Origin of the sequence: Scopulibacillus daqui (assembly GCF_016908855.1) — a bacterium.
Lineage (GTDB): Bacteria > Bacillota > Bacilli > Bacillales > Sporolactobacillaceae > Scopulibacillus_A > Scopulibacillus_A daqui.
Genome location: NZ_JAFBER010000028.1, coordinates 1 through 19,327 on the forward strand (window position 1 = coordinate 1; position 19,327 = coordinate 19,327).

The 19,327-nt window shown below is 42.0% G+C and carries 19 protein-coding genes and 1 other annotated feature; all 19 genes read right to left on the reverse strand.

Annotated elements, in window-relative coordinates:
- Window positions 1-217: 217 nt before the first annotated feature.
- The 19 genes from tuf to JOD45_RS14480 all read right to left on the reverse strand — a co-directional run bounded on the left by tuf (window position 218) and on the right by JOD45_RS14480 (window position 19,325).
- Window positions 218-1,405: an elongation factor Tu gene (gene tuf, locus JOD45_RS14390; RefSeq protein WP_205004605.1), complete on the reverse strand. Its 1,188-nt coding sequence runs from the start codon at window positions 1,403-1,405 to the stop codon at window positions 218-220.
- Between the two features lie 124 nt (window positions 1,406-1,529).
- Window positions 1,530-3,608: an elongation factor G gene (gene fusA, locus JOD45_RS14395; RefSeq protein WP_205004606.1), complete on the reverse strand. Its 2,079-nt coding sequence runs from the start codon at window positions 3,606-3,608 to the stop codon at window positions 1,530-1,532.
- Window positions 3,609-3,638: 30 nt separating this feature from the next.
- Window positions 3,639-4,109, reverse strand: a complete 471-nt coding sequence (gene rpsG, locus JOD45_RS14400; RefSeq protein ID WP_205004607.1) for a 30S ribosomal protein S7 — start codon at window positions 4,107-4,109, stop codon at window positions 3,639-3,641.
- A gap of 32 nt (window positions 4,110-4,141) precedes the next feature.
- On the reverse strand, window positions 4,142-4,555 hold the full coding sequence (gene rpsL, locus JOD45_RS14405) for a 30S ribosomal protein S12 (RefSeq protein ID WP_205004608.1): 414 nt from the start codon (window positions 4,553-4,555) through the stop codon (window positions 4,142-4,144).
- Between the two features lie 102 nt (window positions 4,556-4,657).
- Window positions 4,658-4,909: a 50S ribosomal protein L7ae-like protein gene (locus tag JOD45_RS14410; RefSeq protein ID WP_205004609.1), complete on the reverse strand. Its 252-nt coding sequence runs from the start codon at window positions 4,907-4,909 to the stop codon at window positions 4,658-4,660.
- 82 nt (window positions 4,910-4,991) lie between these two features.
- A complete protein-coding gene (gene rpoC, locus JOD45_RS14415; protein ID WP_205004610.1) occupies window positions 4,992-8,615 on the reverse strand; it encodes a DNA-directed RNA polymerase subunit beta' in 3,624 nt (1,207 codons plus the stop codon).
- A gap of 65 nt (window positions 8,616-8,680) precedes the next feature.
- Window positions 8,681-12,202 (reverse strand): DNA-directed RNA polymerase subunit beta, encoded by a 3,522-nt coding sequence (gene rpoB, locus JOD45_RS14420; protein ID WP_205004611.1) that lies wholly within the window; start codon window positions 12,200-12,202, stop codon window positions 8,681-8,683.
- A gap of 172 nt (window positions 12,203-12,374) precedes the next feature.
- Complete coding sequence (locus tag JOD45_RS14425; protein WP_205004634.1) at window positions 12,375-12,971, reverse strand: class I SAM-dependent methyltransferase; 597 nt, start codon at window positions 12,969-12,971, stop codon at window positions 12,375-12,377.
- Window positions 12,972-13,196: 225 nt separating this feature from the next.
- The gene (rplL, locus tag JOD45_RS14430; protein ID WP_205004612.1) at window positions 13,197-13,559 is read right to left on the reverse strand and encodes a 50S ribosomal protein L7/L12; all 363 of its coding nucleotides are present in this window, start codon (window positions 13,557-13,559) and stop codon (window positions 13,197-13,199) included.
- A 113-nt stretch (window positions 13,560-13,672) separates the two neighbouring features.
- The gene (gene rplJ, locus JOD45_RS14435; RefSeq protein ID WP_205004613.1) at window positions 13,673-14,170 is read right to left on the reverse strand and encodes a 50S ribosomal protein L10; all 498 of its coding nucleotides are present in this window, start codon (window positions 14,168-14,170) and stop codon (window positions 13,673-13,675) included.
- 39 nt (window positions 14,171-14,209) lie between these two features.
- Window positions 14,210-14,351, reverse strand: a sequence feature (ribosomal protein L10 leader region).
- Between the two features lie 51 nt (window positions 14,352-14,402).
- On the reverse strand, window positions 14,403-15,092 hold the full coding sequence (gene rplA, locus JOD45_RS14440; RefSeq protein WP_205004614.1) for a 50S ribosomal protein L1: 690 nt from the start codon (window positions 15,090-15,092) through the stop codon (window positions 14,403-14,405).
- 151 nt (window positions 15,093-15,243) lie between these two features.
- Window positions 15,244-15,669 carry a 50S ribosomal protein L11 gene (rplK, locus tag JOD45_RS14445; RefSeq protein ID WP_205004615.1) on the reverse strand — a complete coding sequence of 142 codons (426 nt, stop codon included), beginning with the start codon at window positions 15,667-15,669 and terminating at the stop codon, window positions 15,244-15,246.
- A 138-nt stretch (window positions 15,670-15,807) separates the two neighbouring features.
- Window positions 15,808-16,341 carry a transcription termination/antitermination protein NusG gene (nusG, locus tag JOD45_RS14450; RefSeq protein ID WP_205004616.1) on the reverse strand — a complete coding sequence of 178 codons (534 nt, stop codon included), beginning with the start codon at window positions 16,339-16,341 and terminating at the stop codon, window positions 15,808-15,810.
- Window positions 16,342-16,385: 44 nt separating this feature from the next.
- A complete protein-coding gene (gene secE / locus JOD45_RS14455) occupies window positions 16,386-16,583 on the reverse strand; it encodes a preprotein translocase subunit SecE (RefSeq protein ID WP_205004617.1) in 198 nt (65 codons plus the stop codon).
- A gap of 34 nt (window positions 16,584-16,617) precedes the next feature.
- The gene (rpmG, locus tag JOD45_RS14460) at window positions 16,618-16,767 is read right to left on the reverse strand and encodes a 50S ribosomal protein L33 (RefSeq protein WP_205004618.1); all 150 of its coding nucleotides are present in this window, start codon (window positions 16,765-16,767) and stop codon (window positions 16,618-16,620) included.
- Window positions 16,768-16,935: 168 nt separating this feature from the next.
- Window positions 16,936-17,604 carry an RNA polymerase sporulation sigma factor SigH gene (sigH, locus tag JOD45_RS14465; protein WP_205004635.1) on the reverse strand — a complete coding sequence of 223 codons (669 nt, stop codon included), beginning with the start codon at window positions 17,602-17,604 and terminating at the stop codon, window positions 16,936-16,938.
- A gap of 57 nt (window positions 17,605-17,661) precedes the next feature.
- Complete coding sequence (locus tag JOD45_RS14470) at window positions 17,662-18,168, reverse strand: NYN domain-containing protein (RefSeq protein ID WP_205004619.1); 507 nt, start codon at window positions 18,166-18,168, stop codon at window positions 17,662-17,664.
- 4 nt (window positions 18,169-18,172) lie between these two features.
- Window positions 18,173-18,913, reverse strand: a complete 741-nt coding sequence (gene rlmB, locus JOD45_RS14475; protein WP_205004620.1) for a 23S rRNA (guanosine(2251)-2'-O)-methyltransferase RlmB — start codon at window positions 18,911-18,913, stop codon at window positions 18,173-18,175.
- Window positions 18,903-19,325, reverse strand: coding sequence for a Mini-ribonuclease 3 (locus JOD45_RS14480; RefSeq protein ID WP_205004621.1), 423 nt, complete (start codon window positions 19,323-19,325; stop codon window positions 18,903-18,905). Before JOD45_RS14480 ends, rlmB begins: the two co-directional genes overlap by 11 nt.
- Window positions 19,326-19,327 lie beyond the last annotated feature (2 nt).

Sequence of the window (19,327 nt, forward strand, 5' to 3'; positions counted from 1 at the left end):
AATCATGTTAAAATGCATATACACGCAACTCCTATTCTTTTCTTGTTTCTCGTCAATTCAAGTGTAAAGGATTAAGGAGCTTGCGTGTATTTTTTTGTTTTAATTTTTCTTATACCCCAACAAATATTGTAGAGCCGAAAAAATCGCCCAGCGGCGATTTTGGCTAATGATATAAAAAAAAGGACACCCTTAATAGGATGCCCTTTTTTAACATTTATTATTCAACGATAGAAGAAACTACGCCTGCGCCTACAGTACGTCCGCCTTCACGGATAGAGAACTTAGTACCTTCTTCAATCGCGATTGGAGAAATAAGTTCTACGCTCATTTCAACGTTATCGCCAGGCATAACCATTTCTACGCCTTCAGGAAGATTGATAGTACCAGTTACGTCTGTAGTACGGAAGTAGAATTGTGGACGATAGTTAGAGAAGAAAGGAGTGTGACGTCCGCCTTCTTCTTTAGAAAGAACATAAACTTCAGCTTTAAAAGATTTATGTGCTTTAACTGTACCTGGTTGTACAAGAACTTGTCCGCGTTCTACTTCGTCTCTGTCAACACCGCGAAGAAGCGCACCGATGTTATCGCCTGCTTCAGCATAATCAAGAAGCTTACGGAACATTTCTACACCAGTAACAGTTGTTTTCTTAGGCTCTTCAGTAAGACCAAGAATTTCAACTTCGTCACCAACAGAAACTTTACCGCGCTCTACACGACCAGTAGCAACTGTACCACGGCCAGTGATTGAGAATACGTCTTCAACTGGCATCATGAATGGTTTGTCATGATCGCGCTCTGGAGTTGGGATGTATTCGTCAACTTGTGCCATAAGATCAAGGATAGCTTGCTCGTGATCAGCATCGCCTTCAAGAGCTTTTAGCGCTGAACCTTTAACAACCGGGATGTCATCGCCAGGGAACTCGTATTCAGAAAGAAGATCACGTACTTCCATTTCTACAAGTTCAAGAAGCTCTTCATCGTCTACCATGTCAGTTTTGTTCAAGAATACAACGATTGAAGGAACGCCTACTTGGCGAGAAAGAAGAATGTGCTCACGAGTTTGTGGCATTGGACCGTCAGCAGCAGATACTACTAGAATTGCACCGTCCATTTGAGCAGCGCCAGTGATCATGTTTTTAACATAGTCAGCGTGTCCTGGGCAGTCAACGTGTGCATAGTGACGGTTCTCAGTTTCATATTCTACGTGTGCAGTAGAAATTGTGATACCGCGTTCACGTTCTTCTGGAGCACCATCGATAGAATCATAAGCGCGAGCTTCTGCTTTACCTTGTTTAGCTAATACAGTAGTGATCGCAGCAGTTAAAGTTGTTTTACCGTGGTCAACGTGACCAATTGTACCAATATTAACGTGTGGCTTAGAGCGGTCAAATTTTTCTTTAGCCATTATATGTTTCCTCCTTTAACTTTTGAGAAAAGATATTTTTAAATTTATGTGTACTAAGATAGCGGGTGATAACACCCATCTATCCTAGATTACAATAAAAATATGTTTCTAACAACAGTATTCATTAAGCGCCAGTGTTTTTGCTGATGATTTCTTCAGCGATATTCTTAGGCACTTCTTCGTAGTGATCGAAAGTCATTGTGTAAGTTCCTCGACCTTGAGTGGCAGAGCGCAATGTTGTTGCATAACCAAACATCTCAGCCAACGGAACAAACGCTTTAACCACTTGAGCACCCGCGCGTGCTTCCATACCTTCTACACGGCCGCGGCGGCTGGTGATGTCTCCCATGATATCACCCATATATTCCTCAGGGATAACAACCTCAACCCTCTCAATTGGTTCAAGGATGACAGGTTCGCAAACATCCTTCGCTTTTTTAAGCGCCATAGATGCAGCAATCTTAAAGGCCATTTCACTAGAGTCGACATCGTGGTAAGATCCGTCGAACAGCGTTGCCTTAATGTCGATCAGCGGGTAGCCAGCGAGCAAGCCGTTTTGAAGCGATTCTTCAAAACCTTGTTCAACAGCTGGAATGTAATCTTTCGGTACAACACCGCCGACGATTTTGTTTTCAAACTCAAAACCGCTGCCTTCAGGTAGTGGTTCAAGCTCTAACCAAACGTGGCCGTATTGACCGCGGCCGCCAGATTGACGAACGAACTTGCCTTCGACTTTGCCGGCCTTCTTAATTGTTTCGCGGTATGCTACTTGCGGTGAACCTACATTAGCTTCAACTTTGAATTCGCGCTTTAGACGATCAACAATGATATCTAAGTGCAATTCACCCATACCGGAAATAATTGTCTGACCAGTTTCTTCGTTTGTTTCAGTTCTGAAAGTAGGATCTTCCTCTGATAATTTAGCCAAAGCAACAGACATTTTATCTTGGTCTGCTTTTGATTTCGGCTCAATAGCAACAGAGATAACTGGTTCAGGGAATTCCATAGATTCAAGGATAACTAAATCCTTTTCAGCGCAAAGCGTATCGCCAGTTGCTGTGTCTTTAAGACCTACAGCAGCTGCAATGTCCCCTGCGTAAACCTTTTTGATTTCTTGACGTGTGTTAGCGTGCATTTGCAGGATACGTCCTAAGCGCTCTCTTTTGCCCTTTGTAGAGTTTTGTACATAAGAACCAGCATCAGCTGTTCCTGAGTATACACGGAAGAAAGTCAATTTACCAACGAATGGATCCGTCATTACTTTAAAGGCTAAAGCAGAGAACGGTCCATTGTCATCCGCTTTACGTTCTACTTCTTCATTAGTGTCAGGAATAACACCTTTGATAGGAGGAATGTCAAGCGGTGAAGGCAGATAATCAATAACAGCATCAAGAACAAGCTGTACACCTTTATTCTTAAATGCTGATCCGCAAAGAACTGGATAGAACTCAACGTTACAAGTTCCTTTGCGGATGCCCGCCTTAAGCTCTTCAACTGTTATTTCTTCACCCTCAAGATATTTCATCATGATGTCTTCATCTAATTCAGCTACTGCCTCGATGAGTTTATCATGATATTCTTGAGCCTGATCTTTGTATTCATCAGGAATTTCACGAGCTTCTGTGCGTGTGCCAAGGTCATCCTCATAGAAGTAAGCTTTCATTTCAACTAAGTCAATGATGCCTTCGAAATTATCTTCAGCACCGATTGGCAGTTGGACTGGATGCGCGTTGGCTTGCAAGCGATCGTGCAAAGTCTTATTGGAATAGAGGAAGTCAGCCCCTATTTTGTCCATTTTGTTTACAAAAACGATACGCGGTACATTATAAGTTGTTGCTTGGCGCCAAACATTTTCAGTTTGCGGTTCAACACCAGATTGCGCATCAAGAACAGCAACAGCACCATCTAGTACACGCAATGAGCGTTCAACTTCTACAGTGAAGTCGACGTGTCCAGGTGTATCAATGATATTTACACGGTGGTCCTTCCATTGACAAGTTGTAGCAGCAGAAGTGATTGTAATCCCACGTTCTTGCTCTTGCTCCATCCAGTCCATTTGTGAAGCACCTTCGTGTGTTTCACCAATTTTATGAATACGCCCGGAATAGAAGAGAATACGCTCAGTTGTTGTTGTCTTACCAGCATCGATGTGAGCCATGATACCGATGTTACGCGTTTTTTCCAAGGAGAACTCTCTAGCCATGGATTTCTCTCCTTCCTATTATAGAGTCTATTACCAGCGATAGTGTGCGAAGGCTTTGTTGGCTTCAGCCATTTTATGAGTATCTTCGCGTTTTTTGACAGCGGCACCTGTATTGTTTGCAGCGTCAATAATTTCGTTCGCTAATCTTTCAACCATTGTTTTTTCACCGCGAAGGCGAGCATAGTTGACTAACCAGCGCAAACCAAGTGTTGTACGGCGTTCCGGACGAACTTCTACTGGCACTTGATAGTTAGCACCGCCGACACGGCGAGCTCTAACTTCAAGAACCGGCATAATGTTCTTTAAAGCTTGGTCAAAAACTTCCATAGGATCTTGATTTGTGCGTTCTTTAACTAAATCAAACGCTTTATAAAGGATAGATTGCGCTACTCCTTTTTTGCCGTCTTTCATGATTTGGTTAATCAAACGAGTGACAAGTTTAGAATTGTACATTGGATCAGGTAAAACGTCGCGTTTTTCAGCTGGACCTTTTCTTGACATAATATAAACCCCCTTTCAAACTAGATTTCTGCTTATTGCTTAGGTTTTTTCGTACCGTATTTGGAACGGCCTTGTTTGCGGTCAGTCACACCTGCAGTATCAAGTGCGCCGCGGATAATATGATAACGAACACCAGGAAGGTCTTTTACACGTCCGCCGCGGATAAGCACAACACTGTGTTCTTGTAAATTGTGGCCAATACCAGGAATGTATGCAGTCACTTCAATACCGTTAGTGAGACGCACACGAGCATATTTACGCAACGCAGAGTTAGGCTTCTTAGGTGTCATTGTACCAACACGAGTGCAAACACCGCGCTTTTGAGGCGAAGATTGATTAGTTAAGGCTTTCTTAAAGCTGTTGTAACCTTTGTTCAAAGCAGGTGAGTCAGACTTGCGTGTCTTTGAAGTACGCCCTTTGCGTACAAGCTGATTAATTGTAGGCATAATTTTTTCCTCCCTTCAGTAAAATCCAAACCCACTGAACCAGGCGGTTCATTTTTGTGCAAAAAATTTTGTTTTTGCTTCGGCAACCCTTTAGCAAAAACTTTATTGTTTAATTGCAACTGCCGCTGCCCCAACATCGATACCGCAAGCTTTGCCGAGCTTTTTCATTGAGTCAACGGTATGGATTGGCACACCTTTTTCTTTTGCCAAATCAACAATTTTATTGGTTACATGAACATCAGCATCTTTAGCAATGACAATCTCTTTCACAAGATTATCTTTCAATGCTTTCATTGCTTGTTTTGTACCAACAATCGTACCATTTTTTGCCTGTGTCACTTTATCATAAGACATATCAACATCCTCCAAAGCAACAAGGTATTTAGGAGCACTCCGTTATAATATCACCGAGTGCTCCCCCTTGTCAACACTCTTTTTAGCTTTCTTGATTCACAAGTTCTTCACTTGTTATTTCATTATCTTCGCCAGTTAATTCTTCCGGTTTCTGAACCGTTACATTGCGGTAACGAGGCATGCCCGTACCAGCTGGAACAAGCTTGCCGATAATGACATTTTCTTTTAGTCCGAGCAGCTCATCTCGTTTTCCTTTGATCGCTGCGTCTGTCAGAACTCGTGTCGTTTCTTGGAAGGATGCAGCGGATAAGAAGGATTCTGTTTCAAGAGATGCTTTCGTAATTCCGAGCAGTATTGGACGCCCTGTTGCAGGCACACCGCCATTCATAATAACTTTTTTATTAACTTCTTTGAACTGGTGAATATCAATGAGTGAGCCTGGCAAGACATCTGTATCGCCGGCATCAATAACACGGATCTTGCGCATCATTTGGCGAACCATAACTTCAACGTGTTTATCGCCGATTTCTACACCTTGCATGCGGTATACTTTTTGCACTTCACGAAGCAGATACTCTTGAACACCTTTCAGCCCTGATACCAATAGAAGCTCTTTAGGGTCAATGGATCCTTCTGTCAAAACTTGCCCTGCATAAACTTGGTCATTTTCATTGACTTTTAAGCGGGCACCCAGAGGCACATTATACGTTCTTGATTCGATTTTGCCTTGAACAGTAATCTCACGCTTATCTTTTAATTCTTTGATCGATGTCACCGTACCATCAAGTTCGGAGATTGCTGCTTGCCCCTTAGGATTACGCGCTTCGAACAGCTCTTGGATACGCGGCAAACCTTGAGTAATATCGTCACCCGCTACGCCGCCGGTATGGAAGGTACGCATTGTAAGCTGTGTACCTGGTTCACCGATCGATTGAGCAGCGATAATGCCGACAGCTTCTCCAACTTCAACTTCTGAACCAGTGGCCAAGTTGCGACCGTAACATTTTTTGCAAACACCGTGACGAGTATCACACATAAATACCGAACGAATCATAACCTCGGTTATGCCGGCATCTACGATGGCTTTTGCTGCATCTTCGGTAATCAGATCGCCTTTTTTGACAAAGCATTCACCTGTTTCAGGATGGCAAACATCTTCATGTGACGTACGGCCAACCAAACGGTCGTATAGACTTTCAATTTCTTCATTGCCGTCAGTAATTGCCCTTACAATCAAACCGCGGTCTGTACCGCAATCGTCTTCGCGAACAATAACATCTTGCGCAACATCAACGAGACGGCGAGTTAAATAACCTGAATCGGCAGTCTTCAGAGCGGTATCTGCAAGTCCTTTCCGTGCCCCGTGTGTAGAAATAAAGTATTCTAGCACTGTTAAACCTTCGCGGAAGCTCGAGCGGATTGGCAGCTCGATAATCCGACCGGATGGGTTAGCCATCAAACCGCGCATACCAGCAAGCTGTGTGAAGTTTGATGCGTTACCACGGGCACCGGAATCACTCATCATAAAGATCGGATTCGTTCTATCTAATGAATGCATCAACTTGTCTTGAATGATGTCTTTGGCACTGCTCCAAATGGAAATAACACGTTCATAACGTTCTTCTTCTGTAATTAAGCCTCTTCTGAACTGCTTAAGCACTTTATTGACCTTTTCTTCAGCTTCCGCAAGTATTTCTTGTTTTTCAGGCAATACAACAATGTCGCTGACACCAATAGTAATACCTGCTTTTGTAGAATAAGAGAAGCCTAATGCCTTCATGCGGTCAAGCATTTTCGATGTCTCAGTAACCTTAAATCGCTTGAATACTTCAGCGATAATGTCACCAAGAATGCCCTTTTTAAACGGCAGTACAATTTCTCTCTTTTTAATTTCTGATTTAATGTCAGTCCCCATAGGAACAAAATATTTATCCGGCGTAGCCACTTCTAAATTATAATTAGTTGGTTCATTAATATAAGGGAACGAATTAGGCAATATACCGTTGAAAATGAGTTTTCCAACTGTTGTCAGCAAATACTTTTTATTTTGCTCTTCAGTAAATGTGGAGTTGCCGACAACTTTAGCCGGGATAGCGATACGTGTGTGCAAGTGCACATAACCATTTTGGTAAGCCATTAATGCTTCATTAATGTCTTTAAATACCTTGCCTTCACCAATTGCGCCTTCTCTTTCCATTGTTAAGTAATAGTTGCCTAAAACCATGTCTTGAGAAGGTGTAACAACCGGTTTGCCGTCTTTAGGGTTTAAGATGTTTTGCGCCGCAAGCATTAAAATTCTCGCTTCTGCCTGCGCTTCGGCTGATAACGGAACGTGAACGGCCATTTGGTCTCCGTCAAAGTCGGCGTTATATGCCGTACATACTAATGGATGGAGTCGGATAGCCCGGCCCTCAACCAGCGTTGGTTCAAAAGCCTGGATGCCTAAACGGTGCAATGTCGGTGCACGGTTTAGCAATACAGGATGTTCTTTAATAACCTCTTCTAAAACACCCCAAACATCAGGATGAACTTTTTCGACTTTCCGTTTTGCGCTCTTAATGTTATGAGCTATTCCTTTATTTACAAGCTCTTTCATTACAAATGGCTTGAAAAGCTCAAGAGCCATTTCTTTAGGCAAACCGCATTGATACATCTTAAGGTACGGACCTACAACGATAACTGAACGCCCTGAATAATCAACACGTTTACCCAATAAATTCTGACGGAAACGGCCTTGTTTACCTTTTAACATGTGTGAAAGGGATTTTAGAGGGCGATTTCCCGGCCCAGTAACCGGTCTGCCGCGCCGGCCGTTATCAATTAACGCATCAACTGCTTCTTGAAGCATACGTTTTTCATTCTGAACAATAATGCTCGGAGCGCCTAAGTCAAGCAAACGTTTGAGGCGGTTATTCCGATTAATAACCCGACGGTATAAATCATTTAGATCCGACGTTGCAAAACGACCGCCGTCAAGTTGCACCATAGGACGCAATTCAGGTGGAATAACAGGCAAAACATCAAGAATCATCCAAGATGGATCATTTTCTGATCCTCTGAATGCCTCGATCACTTCTAAGCGTTTAATGGCACGGGTACGGCGCTGCCCTTGTGCCGCTTTCAGTTCTTCTTTAAGTATATTGGCTTCTTTATCAAGATCGATATCTTGCAGCAGCTTCTTAATTGATTCGGCTCCCATGCCTGCCTTAAAGCCATTGCCGTACTTATCACGATAGTTGCGATACTCCTTCTCAGATAGCAGCTGCTTTTTCTCAAGAGGTGTATCACCAGGCTCTGTTACCACGTAAGATGCAAAATAAATAACTTCTTCAAGCGCACGAGGCGACATGTCCAGCAATAATCCCATGCGGCTTGGTATGCCTTTGAAATACCAAATATGGGAGACAGGGGCAGCTAACTCAATGTGCCCCATTCTTTCCCTTCTTACTTTGGCGCGTGTCACTTCAACACCGCATCGATCGCATACAACACCTTTATAGCGGACGCGCTTATACTTTCCGCAATGACATTCCCAGTCTTTGGTCGGCCCGAAAATTCTTTCACAAAACAGACCGTCTTTTTCTGGTTTTAACGTTCTATAGTTAATGGTTTCAGGTTTTTTTACTTCACCGCGAGACCAAGACCTAATTTTGTTTGGAGACGCTAGGCCGATCTTCATAAATTCGAATTTATTGACATCCAACAAAGGGGCAACCTCCCTTTACTTTCAGTGTTTTGGGGTAATCCACTGATTTTCATCCCAACTTATGCCTATGCATTAACATTTAAATTTTCGCTTGTTGTTTCATCTTCTTCATCAATTTCTCGAATGTCAATTTCTTCATCGTCACTAGATAATACTTTGACATCCATACCTAAGCTTTGCAGCTCTTTAATCAATACTTTAAAGGATTCAGGAACTCCTGGTTCAGGCACGTTCTCGCCTTTAACAATTGATTCGTATGTTTTTACACGGCCGACGACATCATCTGATTTCACAGTAAGAATTTCTTGAAGTGTATAGGCAGCACCATAAGCTTCCAATGCCCACACTTCCATTTCACCGAACCGTTGACCGCCGAATTGAGCTTTACCTCCAAGCGGCTGCTGGGTAACGAGAGAGTATGGTCCTGTGGAGCGAGCATGTAACTTGTCATCTACCATGTGAGCAAGCTTAATCATATACATGACGCCGACAGATACACGATTGTCAAACGGCAATCCAGTACGGCCATCATACAAAATTGTTTTGCCATCCTTTGGCAAACCAGCTTCAGCAAGGGTAGACCAAACATCCTCTTCAATAGCCCCGTCAAATACAGGTGTTGCAACATGTATGCCAAGTTCACGAGCGGCCATACCTAGATGAAGCTCAAGCACCTGACCGATATTCATACGTGATGGTACGCCCAATGGGTTTAACATGATGTCAATCGGACGGCCGTTAGGCAAGAAAGGCATATCTTCTTCCGGCATAATTTTAGAGATAACACCTTTGTTTCCGTGACGTCCGGCCATTTTGTCGCCTTGGTGTATTTTTCTTTTTTGCACGATATATACACGAACCAATTGGTTGACGCCCGGCGGCAATTCATCGCCATCTTCACGATTAAATATTTTCACATCATGAACGATACCGTCTCCTCCGTGCGGCACCCTTAACGATGTATCGCGGACTTCGCGGGCCTTTTCTCCAAAGATAGCGTGGAGCAATCTTTCCTCCGCAGTCAGTTCGGTAACCCCTTTAGGTGTAACCTTGCCAACGAGAATATCTCCGTCTTTCACCTCAGCGCCTATGCGAATAATACCGCGTTCGTCGAGGTTCTTCAGAGCATCCTCGCCAACATTCGGAATATCCCTTGTAATTTCTTCCGGTCCAAGTTTCGTATCACGTGATTCTGATTCATATTCTTCGATGTGAATAGATGTGTATACATCGTCCTTAACCAATCGTTCACTCATGATGATCGCATCTTCGTAGTTATATCCTTCCCAAGTCATGAAGCCAACTACAACGTTTCGGCCAAGAGCAAGCTCTCCTTTATCCATCGAAGGGCCGTCAGCGATGATTTCACCTTTTTCAACAATCATGTCCTTTTCTACGATAGGCCTTTGGTTATAGCATGTACCTTGGTTTGAGCGAACATATTTCAATAATTTATAGTTGACTAGATCGCCCTCAACTTCGCGGCCATCCACTTCTTCAAGCGTACGTATCTTTATAACGTTCGCGGATACATATTCAACACGGCCGCGATGCTTTGCTCTTATGGCAGCACCTGAGTCCCTTGCGGATACATATTCCATACCTGTTCCTACAAGCGGCGCTTCCGGCACTAATAAAGGTACAGCTTGCCGCTGCATGTTCGCTCCCATGAGCGCCCGGTTAGAGTCGTCATTTTCTAAAAACGGAATGCATGCTGTTGCAGCAGAGACGACTTGCTTAGGTGATACGTCCATGTAGTCAACACGTTCTTTTTTGACAACAATGTTGTCACCGCGGAAACGCGCAATGACTTCATCAGAAACAAACGCGCCATTTTCATCTAGCTTTGCATTAGCTTGGGCAACAACATAATTATCCTCTTCATCTGCAGTAAGATAATCAATATGCTCAGTTACCCGGCCTGTTTCAGGATCGACACGGCGATATGGCGTTTCTATAAAACCGAATTTATTAACTTTAGCAAAGCTGGAAAGAGAGTTTATCAAACCGATGTTCGGACCCTCAGGCGTTTCAATCGGACACATGCGTCCATAGTGGGAATAATGAACGTCACGAACTTCCATGCCAGCTCTTTCTCTCGTCAATCCGCCAGGTCCCAAAGCTGACAAGCGGCGTTTGTGCGTTAATTCACCAAGCGGGTTTGTTTGATCCATAAACTGAGAAAGCTGCGAACTTCCAAAAAATTCTTTAATAGAAGCAATAACAGGTCTGATGTTAATCAATGCCTGAGGCGTAATAGCGTTGGTATCTTGGATAGACATACGTTCGCGAATGACTCGCTCCATACGTGACAAGCCAATTCTAAATTGATTTTGCAGGAGTTCGCCAACGGATCGCAAGCGGCGGTTACCAAGGTGGTCAATGTCGTCTGTATCGCCGACGCCGTGCAATAAATTAAAGAAATAGCTTATGGAAGCAATAATATCAGCCGGTGTAATGTGCTTTACTGAAGCATCAATTTGGCCGTTGCTCATAATCTTAATAACTTTCTCGCCTTCGTCGTCATCTGGAGCATAGATAGAGATTGATTGCATTGTAATCTCTTGTCCTTCGACAACACCGGCAGATGGTTTATATTCCTCGAAACCTAGTTTCGCTTCAATGGTTGGCAAAAGCTTATCTAAAGTACGGCGGTCCAAGAGCGTACCTTCTTCAGCTAAAACTTCCCCTGTTTCCGGGTCTACAAGCTTTTCAGCTAACCTTTGGTTAAATAGTCTATTTTTAATATGAAGTTTTTTATTGATTTTATAGCGCCCTACACTGGCAAGATCATAACGTTTTGGATCAAAGAAACGCGTTTCTAACAATCCCTTGGCATTTTCAACTGTAGGCGGTTCGCCAGGGCGAAGGCGTTCATAAATCTCGATTAATGCCTTGTCAGTACCATCAGTATTATCTTTTTCAAGGGTATTGCGCAGATACTCATCTTCTCCAAGCAAATCGATGATTTCTTGATCAGATCCAAACCCTAATGCGCGCAAAAGAACCGTTATAGGAAGTTTCCTTGTACGGTCAATACGAACATAAACGACATCCTTAGCATCTGTTTCATATTCAAGCCAAGCGCCGCGGTTTGGTATTACAGTAGCCGTATAACCCTTTTTACCATTTTTGTCAACTTTTTCATTATAGTAGACGCTAGGCGAACGAACGAGCTGAGAAACAATAACACGTTCAGCACCATTGATAATAAAAGTTCCTGACTCAGTCATTAACGGGAAGTCGCCCATGAAAACTTCCTGTTCTTTAACTTCGCCTGTTTCCTTGTTAATCAAACGAACTTTTACCCTTAATGGTGCAGCATAAGTCACATCACGCTCTTTTGATTCATCAACATCGTATTTCGGTTCTCCTAGACTATAGTCTATAAATTCCAAAACGAGATTTCCGGTGAAATCTTCTACTGGAGAAATGTCTTGAAACATCTCTCGTATACCCTCATCAAGAAACCATTGATACGAAGATGTCTGAATTTCAATGAGATTAGGGAGCTCTAAAACTTCATTAATCCGAGCATAACTTCTACGTTGGCGGTGGCGTCCATATTGCACGAGTTGACCTGTCAACTGATTCACCCCTCAAATCAAGCATATTGAAAAACCGGCAAACACAATATTGCTTACCGACGTACATGATGCATTTGATTATTTTCCCCATAATAACAAGAAAGTATACATATATATATCAAATGCAGAAATAATTCGCATTTAGATATGCTAACATAAACTTCACTACCCGTCAAGACTTCCTTGCTCTTAATATATAATAGCCCTTTTTTCTTTCGACTGTTTCAACGTGATCATAGATTTCCTCAAGCGCCTTCATCGCTGAAGGTGCTCCCTGCTTCTTTTGAATAACGACCCAAAGTTCGCCTTCCGGATGCAAATGCTCATATCCTTGACGAAAAATTTGATGAACAATTTTTTTGCCTGCTCTTATCGGGGGATTAGTAAGAATAGCTGCATACAATCCCTTTACATTTTCATAAATATTACTGAAAAAAATCTGAGCCGAAATATTATTTTTCTTTGCGTTTTCCTGAGCAAGCTGTACCGCCCGTTCATTAATGTCAACCATTGTTATTGCCCGATCAGGAAAAGCCTTGGCGATTGTTAACCCAATGGCGCCATACCCGCAGCCTACATCCAATATCGGCCCTTTCATTTCCGGCGGTATAAAAGTATTTATCAGGAGCTTTGAACCAAAATCAACATCATCTTTTGAAAAGACGCCCCTGTCCGTTATAAAGGACATTTCCATACCGCGCAAATGAGCCGTTATCTCCCTTGGAGCGCTTTCGGTCTGAGGATTTTTAGAATAATAATGTTCACTCATCATATCACCCTGCCATGCATTCTGGTTATCTTTTTCGGTTAATTTCTCCATAACTCAATAGAATCATTCAAAACAGATATACGTCGTTTGTACTTTTATCAGACCGGCATGACGGATTATGAGCAGCTGAATTCTAGTCTTACAAGGATTGTTCAAATAAGCCGGTTCAGGATAAAACCAATAATGCAGAAAAAGCCCGCTTTATAGCGGGCTTTAAAAATGAACTTATTTAAGCTCTATAGAAGCGCCAACTTCTTCAAGCTTAGCTTTCATTTCTTCAGCTTCTTCTTTTGCTACGCCTTCTTTAAGTGTTTTAGGCGCGTTATCTACTAATTCTTTAGCATCTTTCAAGCCAAGGCCAGTGATTTCGCGAACCACTTTGATAACTTTGATTTTTGAGTTTCCTGCGCTAGCAAGAACTACTTCAAAATCAGATTTTTCTTCAGCAGCTTCGCCGCCAGCAGCGCCTTGAACAGCTACAGGAGCAGCTGCAGTTACGCCGAATTCTTCCTCGATAGCTTTAACAAGATCATTCAGTTCAAGAACAGACATTTCTTTAATAGCACCAATGATTTCTTCTTTAGTCATTGTAATCCTCCTCAGATTTGTTTATTTTTTAGTTTTTTAAGCTGTTCAAAAATGTACCGGATCACCGTTTTTTTGAACATATCATTGCGTTTGGTTAAGAACAAAATTCCGAATTAAGCACCTTGTTCTTCTTTTTGATCAGCCACAGCTTTTGCAGCCAATGCAAAGTTGCGGATTGGAGCTTGAAGAACGCTAAGCAGCATGGATACAAGCCCTTCTCTTGATGGAAGCTCAGCAATAGCTTTGATTTCTTCAACGCTGGCCAAAGACCCTTCAATCACACCGCTCTTAATTTCTAATGCTTTGTGTTCTTTAGAGAAGTCGTTAAGCACCTTTGCAGGAGCAATAACATCATCATTACTGAAAGCGATAGCTGTAGGACCGACTAAAAACTCATCAAGATCACTTAATCCAGTTTCAGCAGTCGCGCGGCGAAGCATTGTGTTTTTATAAACTTTATACTCAACACCAGCTTCACGAAGTTGTTTGCGAAGTTCTGTAACTTCTGATACGTTCAAACCGCGGTAATCAACAACAATTGTAGATACGCTGTTGCGAAGCTTTTCAGCAATTTCTTGTACTTGTTGTTTTTTAGCTTCAATGACGCTCATCCTTGCACCTCCTAAAACCATTTTACCGTACGATCTTCGAGGTCTATAAAAAAACCTTCATGTCATAGACATGAAGGCGCAATAATCCTAGAATCGGGTCATCTAGAATATGTGCAACACCTCGGCAGGAAATTAAGCAATCTCTTGCACCTGCTGTCTACGGCATATTTCGACGATTTATTTAAAACCAATATTTATTATATTGAGTTTAATAACCAATGTCAACTATCCATTATTTGGTTGGCGCGCTGACTTTAATACCAGGACCCATTGTAGAAGAGATGGCAATATTTTTAATATATGTGCCTTTTGCTGCAGCTGGTTTAGCTTTGATTAAAGTTTCGATTAGTGTCTGATAGTTTTCAACAAGCTTCTCATCGTCAAATGACACTTTACCGATTGGCACGTGAACATTGCCGTCTTTATGAGCGCGGTATTCAACTTTACCAGCTTTGATTTCTTTTACAGCTTTTTCAACTTCGAAAGTTACTGTACCAGTTTTAGGGTTTGGCATAAGGCCTTTAGGACCTAATACACGTCCTAACTTACCAACTTCAGCCATCATATCTGGAGTCGCCACGATGACATCGAAATCAAACCAACCTTGGTTGATTTTATTGATATACTCTTGGTCACCAACAAAATCTGCACCTGCAGCTTCTGCTTCTTTAGCTTTTTCACCTTTTGCAAAAACTAAAACGCGTTGTGTTTTACCAGTACCATGCGGTAAAACTACAGCACCGCGTACTTGTTGGTCATTTTTGCGAGTATCGACGCCTAAGCGAACAGCTACGTCAATTGATTCATCGAATTTTGCAGAAGCAACTTCTTTGACTACCTTGACAGCTTCATTAATATCATAGCTTTTTTGGCGGTCAATAACTTTTGCTGCTTCTTGATATCTTTTTCCTTTTTTAGCCATTATAATTCCTCCTTTGTGGTTTTAGCGGTTATACCTCCCACCTTAAACAAAGGTTGCGGCAGACCGCAACCTTCAAGACCAAAAAATCCCTTAATGCGAATGCCGCATCCTCCGCTGTAGCCAGCGCAGAGAAAAACCTCTCACAGTTGGATTAGTCTTCGACAACAATACCCATGCTGCGAGCTGTTCCTTCAACCATACGCATAGCCGCTTCAACATCAGCAGCATTCAAGTCTGGCATTTTAAGTTCAGCAATTGCACGAACTTTATCGCGTTTAATTGTTGCTACCTTGTTACGGTTAGGTTCACCAGATCCTGATTCAATGCCAGCTTCTTTCTTAAGAAGCACAGCTGCTGGCGGAGTTTTAGTTATAAAAGTAAATGAACGGTCTTCATAAACCGAAATTTCAACAGGGATGATCATACCAGCTTGGTCAGATGTACGAGCATTGAATTCCTTACAGAATCCCATGATGTTAACACCTGCTTGACCTAATGCTGGACCAACCGGTGGTGCTGGATTAGCTTTTCCAGCAGGAATTTGAAGTTTAACAACTTTAATAACCTTCTTAGCCACGAGACACACCTCCTTAGACCGTATTGTGGTAACGGGATAAACCCTCCCACTGCTTGCTTGTCATATCAATCGCGGCGACAGGTAAAACCTTTTAAACAACAAAATTATACAATCATTAAAAATAGAATGCAAGCCTATTTAAATTTTTTCAACCTGGCCAAAATCTAACTCAACTGGTGTTTCCCTGCCAAACATGTTGACATGAACTTTAATTTTTTCTTTTTCAGTATCGATTTCCTTTATCGTACCGACAAAATCCGCGAAAGGTCCTTCTTTAACTTTTACCTGTTCGTCTATTTCAAAATCAATATCGGTTTTTCCGTCTTTAATGCCCATCTTTTTAAGGATGGCCTCTGCTTCTTCAGGCAATAAAGGTATCGGTTTAGATCCGGCGCCTGTTGAACCAACAAACCCTGTCACTCCCGGCGTATTGCGGACAACATACCAAGAGTCATCAGTCATAATCATTTCGGCTAGGACGTATCCCGGGAAAACCTTCTTCATCGCGGATTTCTTTTTACCGTTTTTTATTTCTGTTTCTTCTTCTACAGGTACTAGAATACGGAAAATCTTGTCAGACATTCCCATGGATTCTACGCGTTTTTCCAAGTTCGTTTTAACTTTATTTTCATACCCGGAGTAGGTGTGAACAACATACCAGTTTTTCTCCATAAATCTATCTATCCTCCAGACCTTTAATCCCTAACCGTCACTTATCACTCATTGGTCACCAAGCGTAAAAGTTCTGAAATCCCCAGATCAATGAGCAAAAAAAACACAGCTAAAAAGATGACCGTCACAACAACTGTTGCCGTATAGTTAACAAGTTCTTTACGAGTCGGCCAAGAGACCTTTTTCATTTCGATAACGACGTTTCGAAAAAAGCTACCAGTTTTTTTAACAATGCTTGCCATGTGGCTATTAAACCCCCAAAGAAGTATATTGAGATTATTTAGTTTCTTTGTGTAAAGTATGCTCCTTGCATACCTTGCAATATTTATGCATTTCTATACGCTCTGGATTCGTTTGCATATTCTTCGTTGTTGTATAATTCCTCTGCTTACAAATTGAACAAGAGAGGACGATTTTCTTTCTCATCATGTACACCCTCTAAAGGCAAGATAAAGACACTGCCACCAATCATGATTAATGGTTAAAATGTATCACAGGGGAACAAAGGTGTCAATGAAACAAAAAAACAGGGAAGAACCCTGTTACAGAGAATGCCTTAAAATGCCAGGGTTCTTTACCCTTCCCTACGAACGTCTATAAACTAATTTCTTTCAGCTCTAAGTATCTTTCCAGCTTCCGCTTTACACGTTGAAGCGCATTGTCAATTGATTTGACATGTCTCTTCAAATCAGCGGAAATTTCTTGATAAGACCTGCCGTCTAAGTATAGCATAAGCACTTTGCGCTCTAAATCACTTAAAATTTCACTCATTTTCAATTCAATATCATCAAATTCTTCTTGATTAATCAGCAGTTCTTCCGGATTTGTCACTCTTGATCCGCAAATGACATCCAACAGTGTCCTGTCAGATTCCTCATCATAGATAGGCTTGTCCAAGGAAACATAAGAGTTAAGCGGAATATGCTTCTGTCTTGTCGCTGTTTTGACAGCTGTGATCATTTGGCGTGTAATACACAGTTCTGCAAACGCTTTGAATGAGGACAATTTATCACCTTTAAAATCCCTGATCGCTTTATATAGGCCTATCATCCCCTCTTGAATGATATCCTCGCGATCTGCCCCTATAAGAAAATACGACTTTCCTTTTGCCCTGACAAAATTCTTGTACTTATGAATCAGATAATCCAAGGCAGCAAGATTGCCTAAATGAACAAGCTCAACAATCTCTTCATCCTCTAGTTCTTCAAATCTTGTATTAGTAGTCTCTTTAGGGTCCAAACTCACACAAATCCCTCCGACCATAACGGTGCCTAATATAACAATATTATACAATGAAGAAATTTGAATCGTCAAGAATTTTCAAAAACCTCTTCTCCATTTTTCAAAAAGGCGCGTTATTTCTTCATTCATTGGAATTTTCGTTCTGGTTTTTCTGGTATGGCGGCGCGTTATATCATCGTTAATTTGTTTTTCAATTTTATTTATTTCATTTAATAATTCGCGCGATGATACCCTTAAAGCGCCTTGTGAAAATATTGTCCATTGCTCAGTATAGTCAGAAGTCGCAACATAAATACGCGTTTTTACATTATTCAGCTCTTTGACCATTTTTTCAATCCGTTCATCGGCTGTCTCATTTTCTCGTGTGTAGATGACTTCAACCCGTGATTGAATATGTTTAATTTCGATGCCCGGGACCAGATGAGCATCAAAAACAATAATGACCCGCCACCCTTTATAAGCTTGATATTCCGCTAGTTTGTCAATGAGCAGATCCCTGGCTTGGGCAAAATCAATATCTTTCAGCTTTTTTAATTCGTCCCAAGCGCCAATAACGTTATATCCGTCAACCAGCAAGATATCCATCCTCTTAATCTCCTTGCTGGTGTCTTTTGCGGTAAACCTCATACATCAGAAGCCCTGCTGCAACCGATGCATTTAAAGATGTGACTTGTCCCGCCATAGGTATGGAAATCAGAAAATCGCATTTTTCCCTAGTAAGCCTGGACATCCCTTTTCCTTCATTGCCGATAACTAAGCAAATCGGCATATCACAAGACATTTTCCGGTAGTCAACACTGGCTTCCGCAGCCGTTCCGGCAAACCATACGCCGCGCTCCTTCAATGCGTCCATGGTCCGCGCTAAATTTGTGACCCTTGCAACAGGTATATGTTCAATGGCGCCTGTGGAAGCCTTAGCTACCGTAGAAGTCAAACCAACCGCCCGTCGTTTCGGAATAATTATGCCATGGGCACCGACTGCATCAGCGGTTCTTAATACAGAACCCAAATTATGCGGGTCCTCTACACCGTCTAACATGATAAAAAAAGGCTGCTCGCCTTTTTTGTCAGCTAACTGAAACAAATCATCGATATCTGCATACTGATAGGCGGCGACAGAAGCAACAATGCCTTGGTGCTGTGGCGAGCCGGCTAGCTGATCTAATTTTTTTCTGGGCACATATTGAACAATAATATTCTTTTCTTTAATTTTCCCAAGAATGCCCTGGTTTATTTGACTCTCTCTATTTATCCAAACTTTGTTGATATCCCTGCCGGATTCCAGCGCTTCACTGACAGGATGGCGCCCCATAATAAATTCATCCTTCAATGTTCTGACCTCCTTTCAATGGTTTTAACTCAAACATTTTGTTAATGAGTGATTTAATGCGTTCATGCCTCTCCAAAAAATACAAATATCCGAACAATGCTTCAAGAGCTGTGCTGTATCTGTATGTTATAACATCTGTATGCTTAGGAATCGTTCCGGATTTGGCGTTTCTCCCTCTCCGTACGACCTTTTCTTCCTCAGGTTCTAAATATTTTTCATTAAGCAAGTATTGCAAGAATGCAGCTTGAGATTTTGCCGAAACATAATTAACAGCCCGATGATGAAGCCGCTTGGGTAGAACGAGCCCGCTTTTGATAAGCGCTTTGCGGACATGAAGATCAATAACAGCATCTCCCATATACGCTAAAGCTAATACATTAATTTCGTCAACGCGAATTGTTTTATTTTCCATAG

Bases quoted from the DNA above. Each gene is read 5' to 3' on its own strand.
- rplJ (WP_205004613.1), bottom strand. From the start codon at position 14,170: ATGAGCGTCATTGAAGCTAAAAAACAACAAGTACAAGAAATTGCTGAA.
- rpmG (WP_205004618.1), bottom strand. From the start codon at position 16,767: ATGAGAAAGAAAATCGTCCTCTCTTGTTCAATTTGTAAGCAGAGGAAT.
- JOD45_RS14410 (WP_205004609.1), bottom strand. From the start codon at position 4,909: ATGTCTTATGATAAAGTGACACAGGCAAAAAATGGTACGATTGTTGGT.
- tuf (WP_205004605.1), bottom strand. From the start codon at position 1,405: ATGGCTAAAGAAAAATTTGACCGCTCTAAGCCACACGTTAATATTGGT.
- JOD45_RS14470 (WP_205004619.1), bottom strand. From the start codon at position 18,168: ATGGATATCTTGCTGGTTGACGGATATAACGTTATTGGCGCTTGGGAC.
- secE (WP_205004617.1), bottom strand. From the start codon at position 16,583: ATGGCAAGCATTGTTAAAAAAACTGGTAGCTTTTTTCGAAACGTCGTT.
- rplL (WP_205004612.1), bottom strand. From the start codon at position 13,559: ATGACTAAAGAAGAAATCATTGGTGCTATTAAAGAAATGTCTGTTCTT.
- fusA (WP_205004606.1), bottom strand. From the start codon at position 3,608: ATGGCTAGAGAGTTCTCCTTGGAAAAAACGCGTAACATCGGTATCATG.
- sigH (WP_205004635.1), bottom strand. From the start codon at position 17,604: ATGGTCGGAGGGATTTGTGTGAGTTTGGACCCTAAAGAGACTACTAAT.
- rplA (WP_205004614.1), bottom strand. From the start codon at position 15,092: ATGGCTAAAAAAGGAAAAAGATATCAAGAAGCAGCAAAAGTTATTGAC.
- nusG (WP_205004616.1), bottom strand. From the start codon at position 16,341: ATGGAGAAAAACTGGTATGTTGTTCACACCTACTCCGGGTATGAAAAT.
- rpsL (WP_205004608.1), bottom strand. From the start codon at position 4,555: ATGCCTACAATTAATCAGCTTGTACGCAAAGGGCGTACTTCAAAGACA.
- JOD45_RS14425 (WP_205004634.1), bottom strand. From the start codon at position 12,971: ATGAGTGAACATTATTATTCTAAAAATCCTCAGACCGAAAGCGCTCCA.
- JOD45_RS14480 (WP_205004621.1), bottom strand. From the start codon at position 19,325: ATGGAAAATAAAACAATTCGCGTTGACGAAATTAATGTATTAGCTTTA.
- rpsG (WP_205004607.1), bottom strand. From the start codon at position 4,109: ATGTCAAGAAAAGGTCCAGCTGAAAAACGCGACGTTTTACCTGATCCA.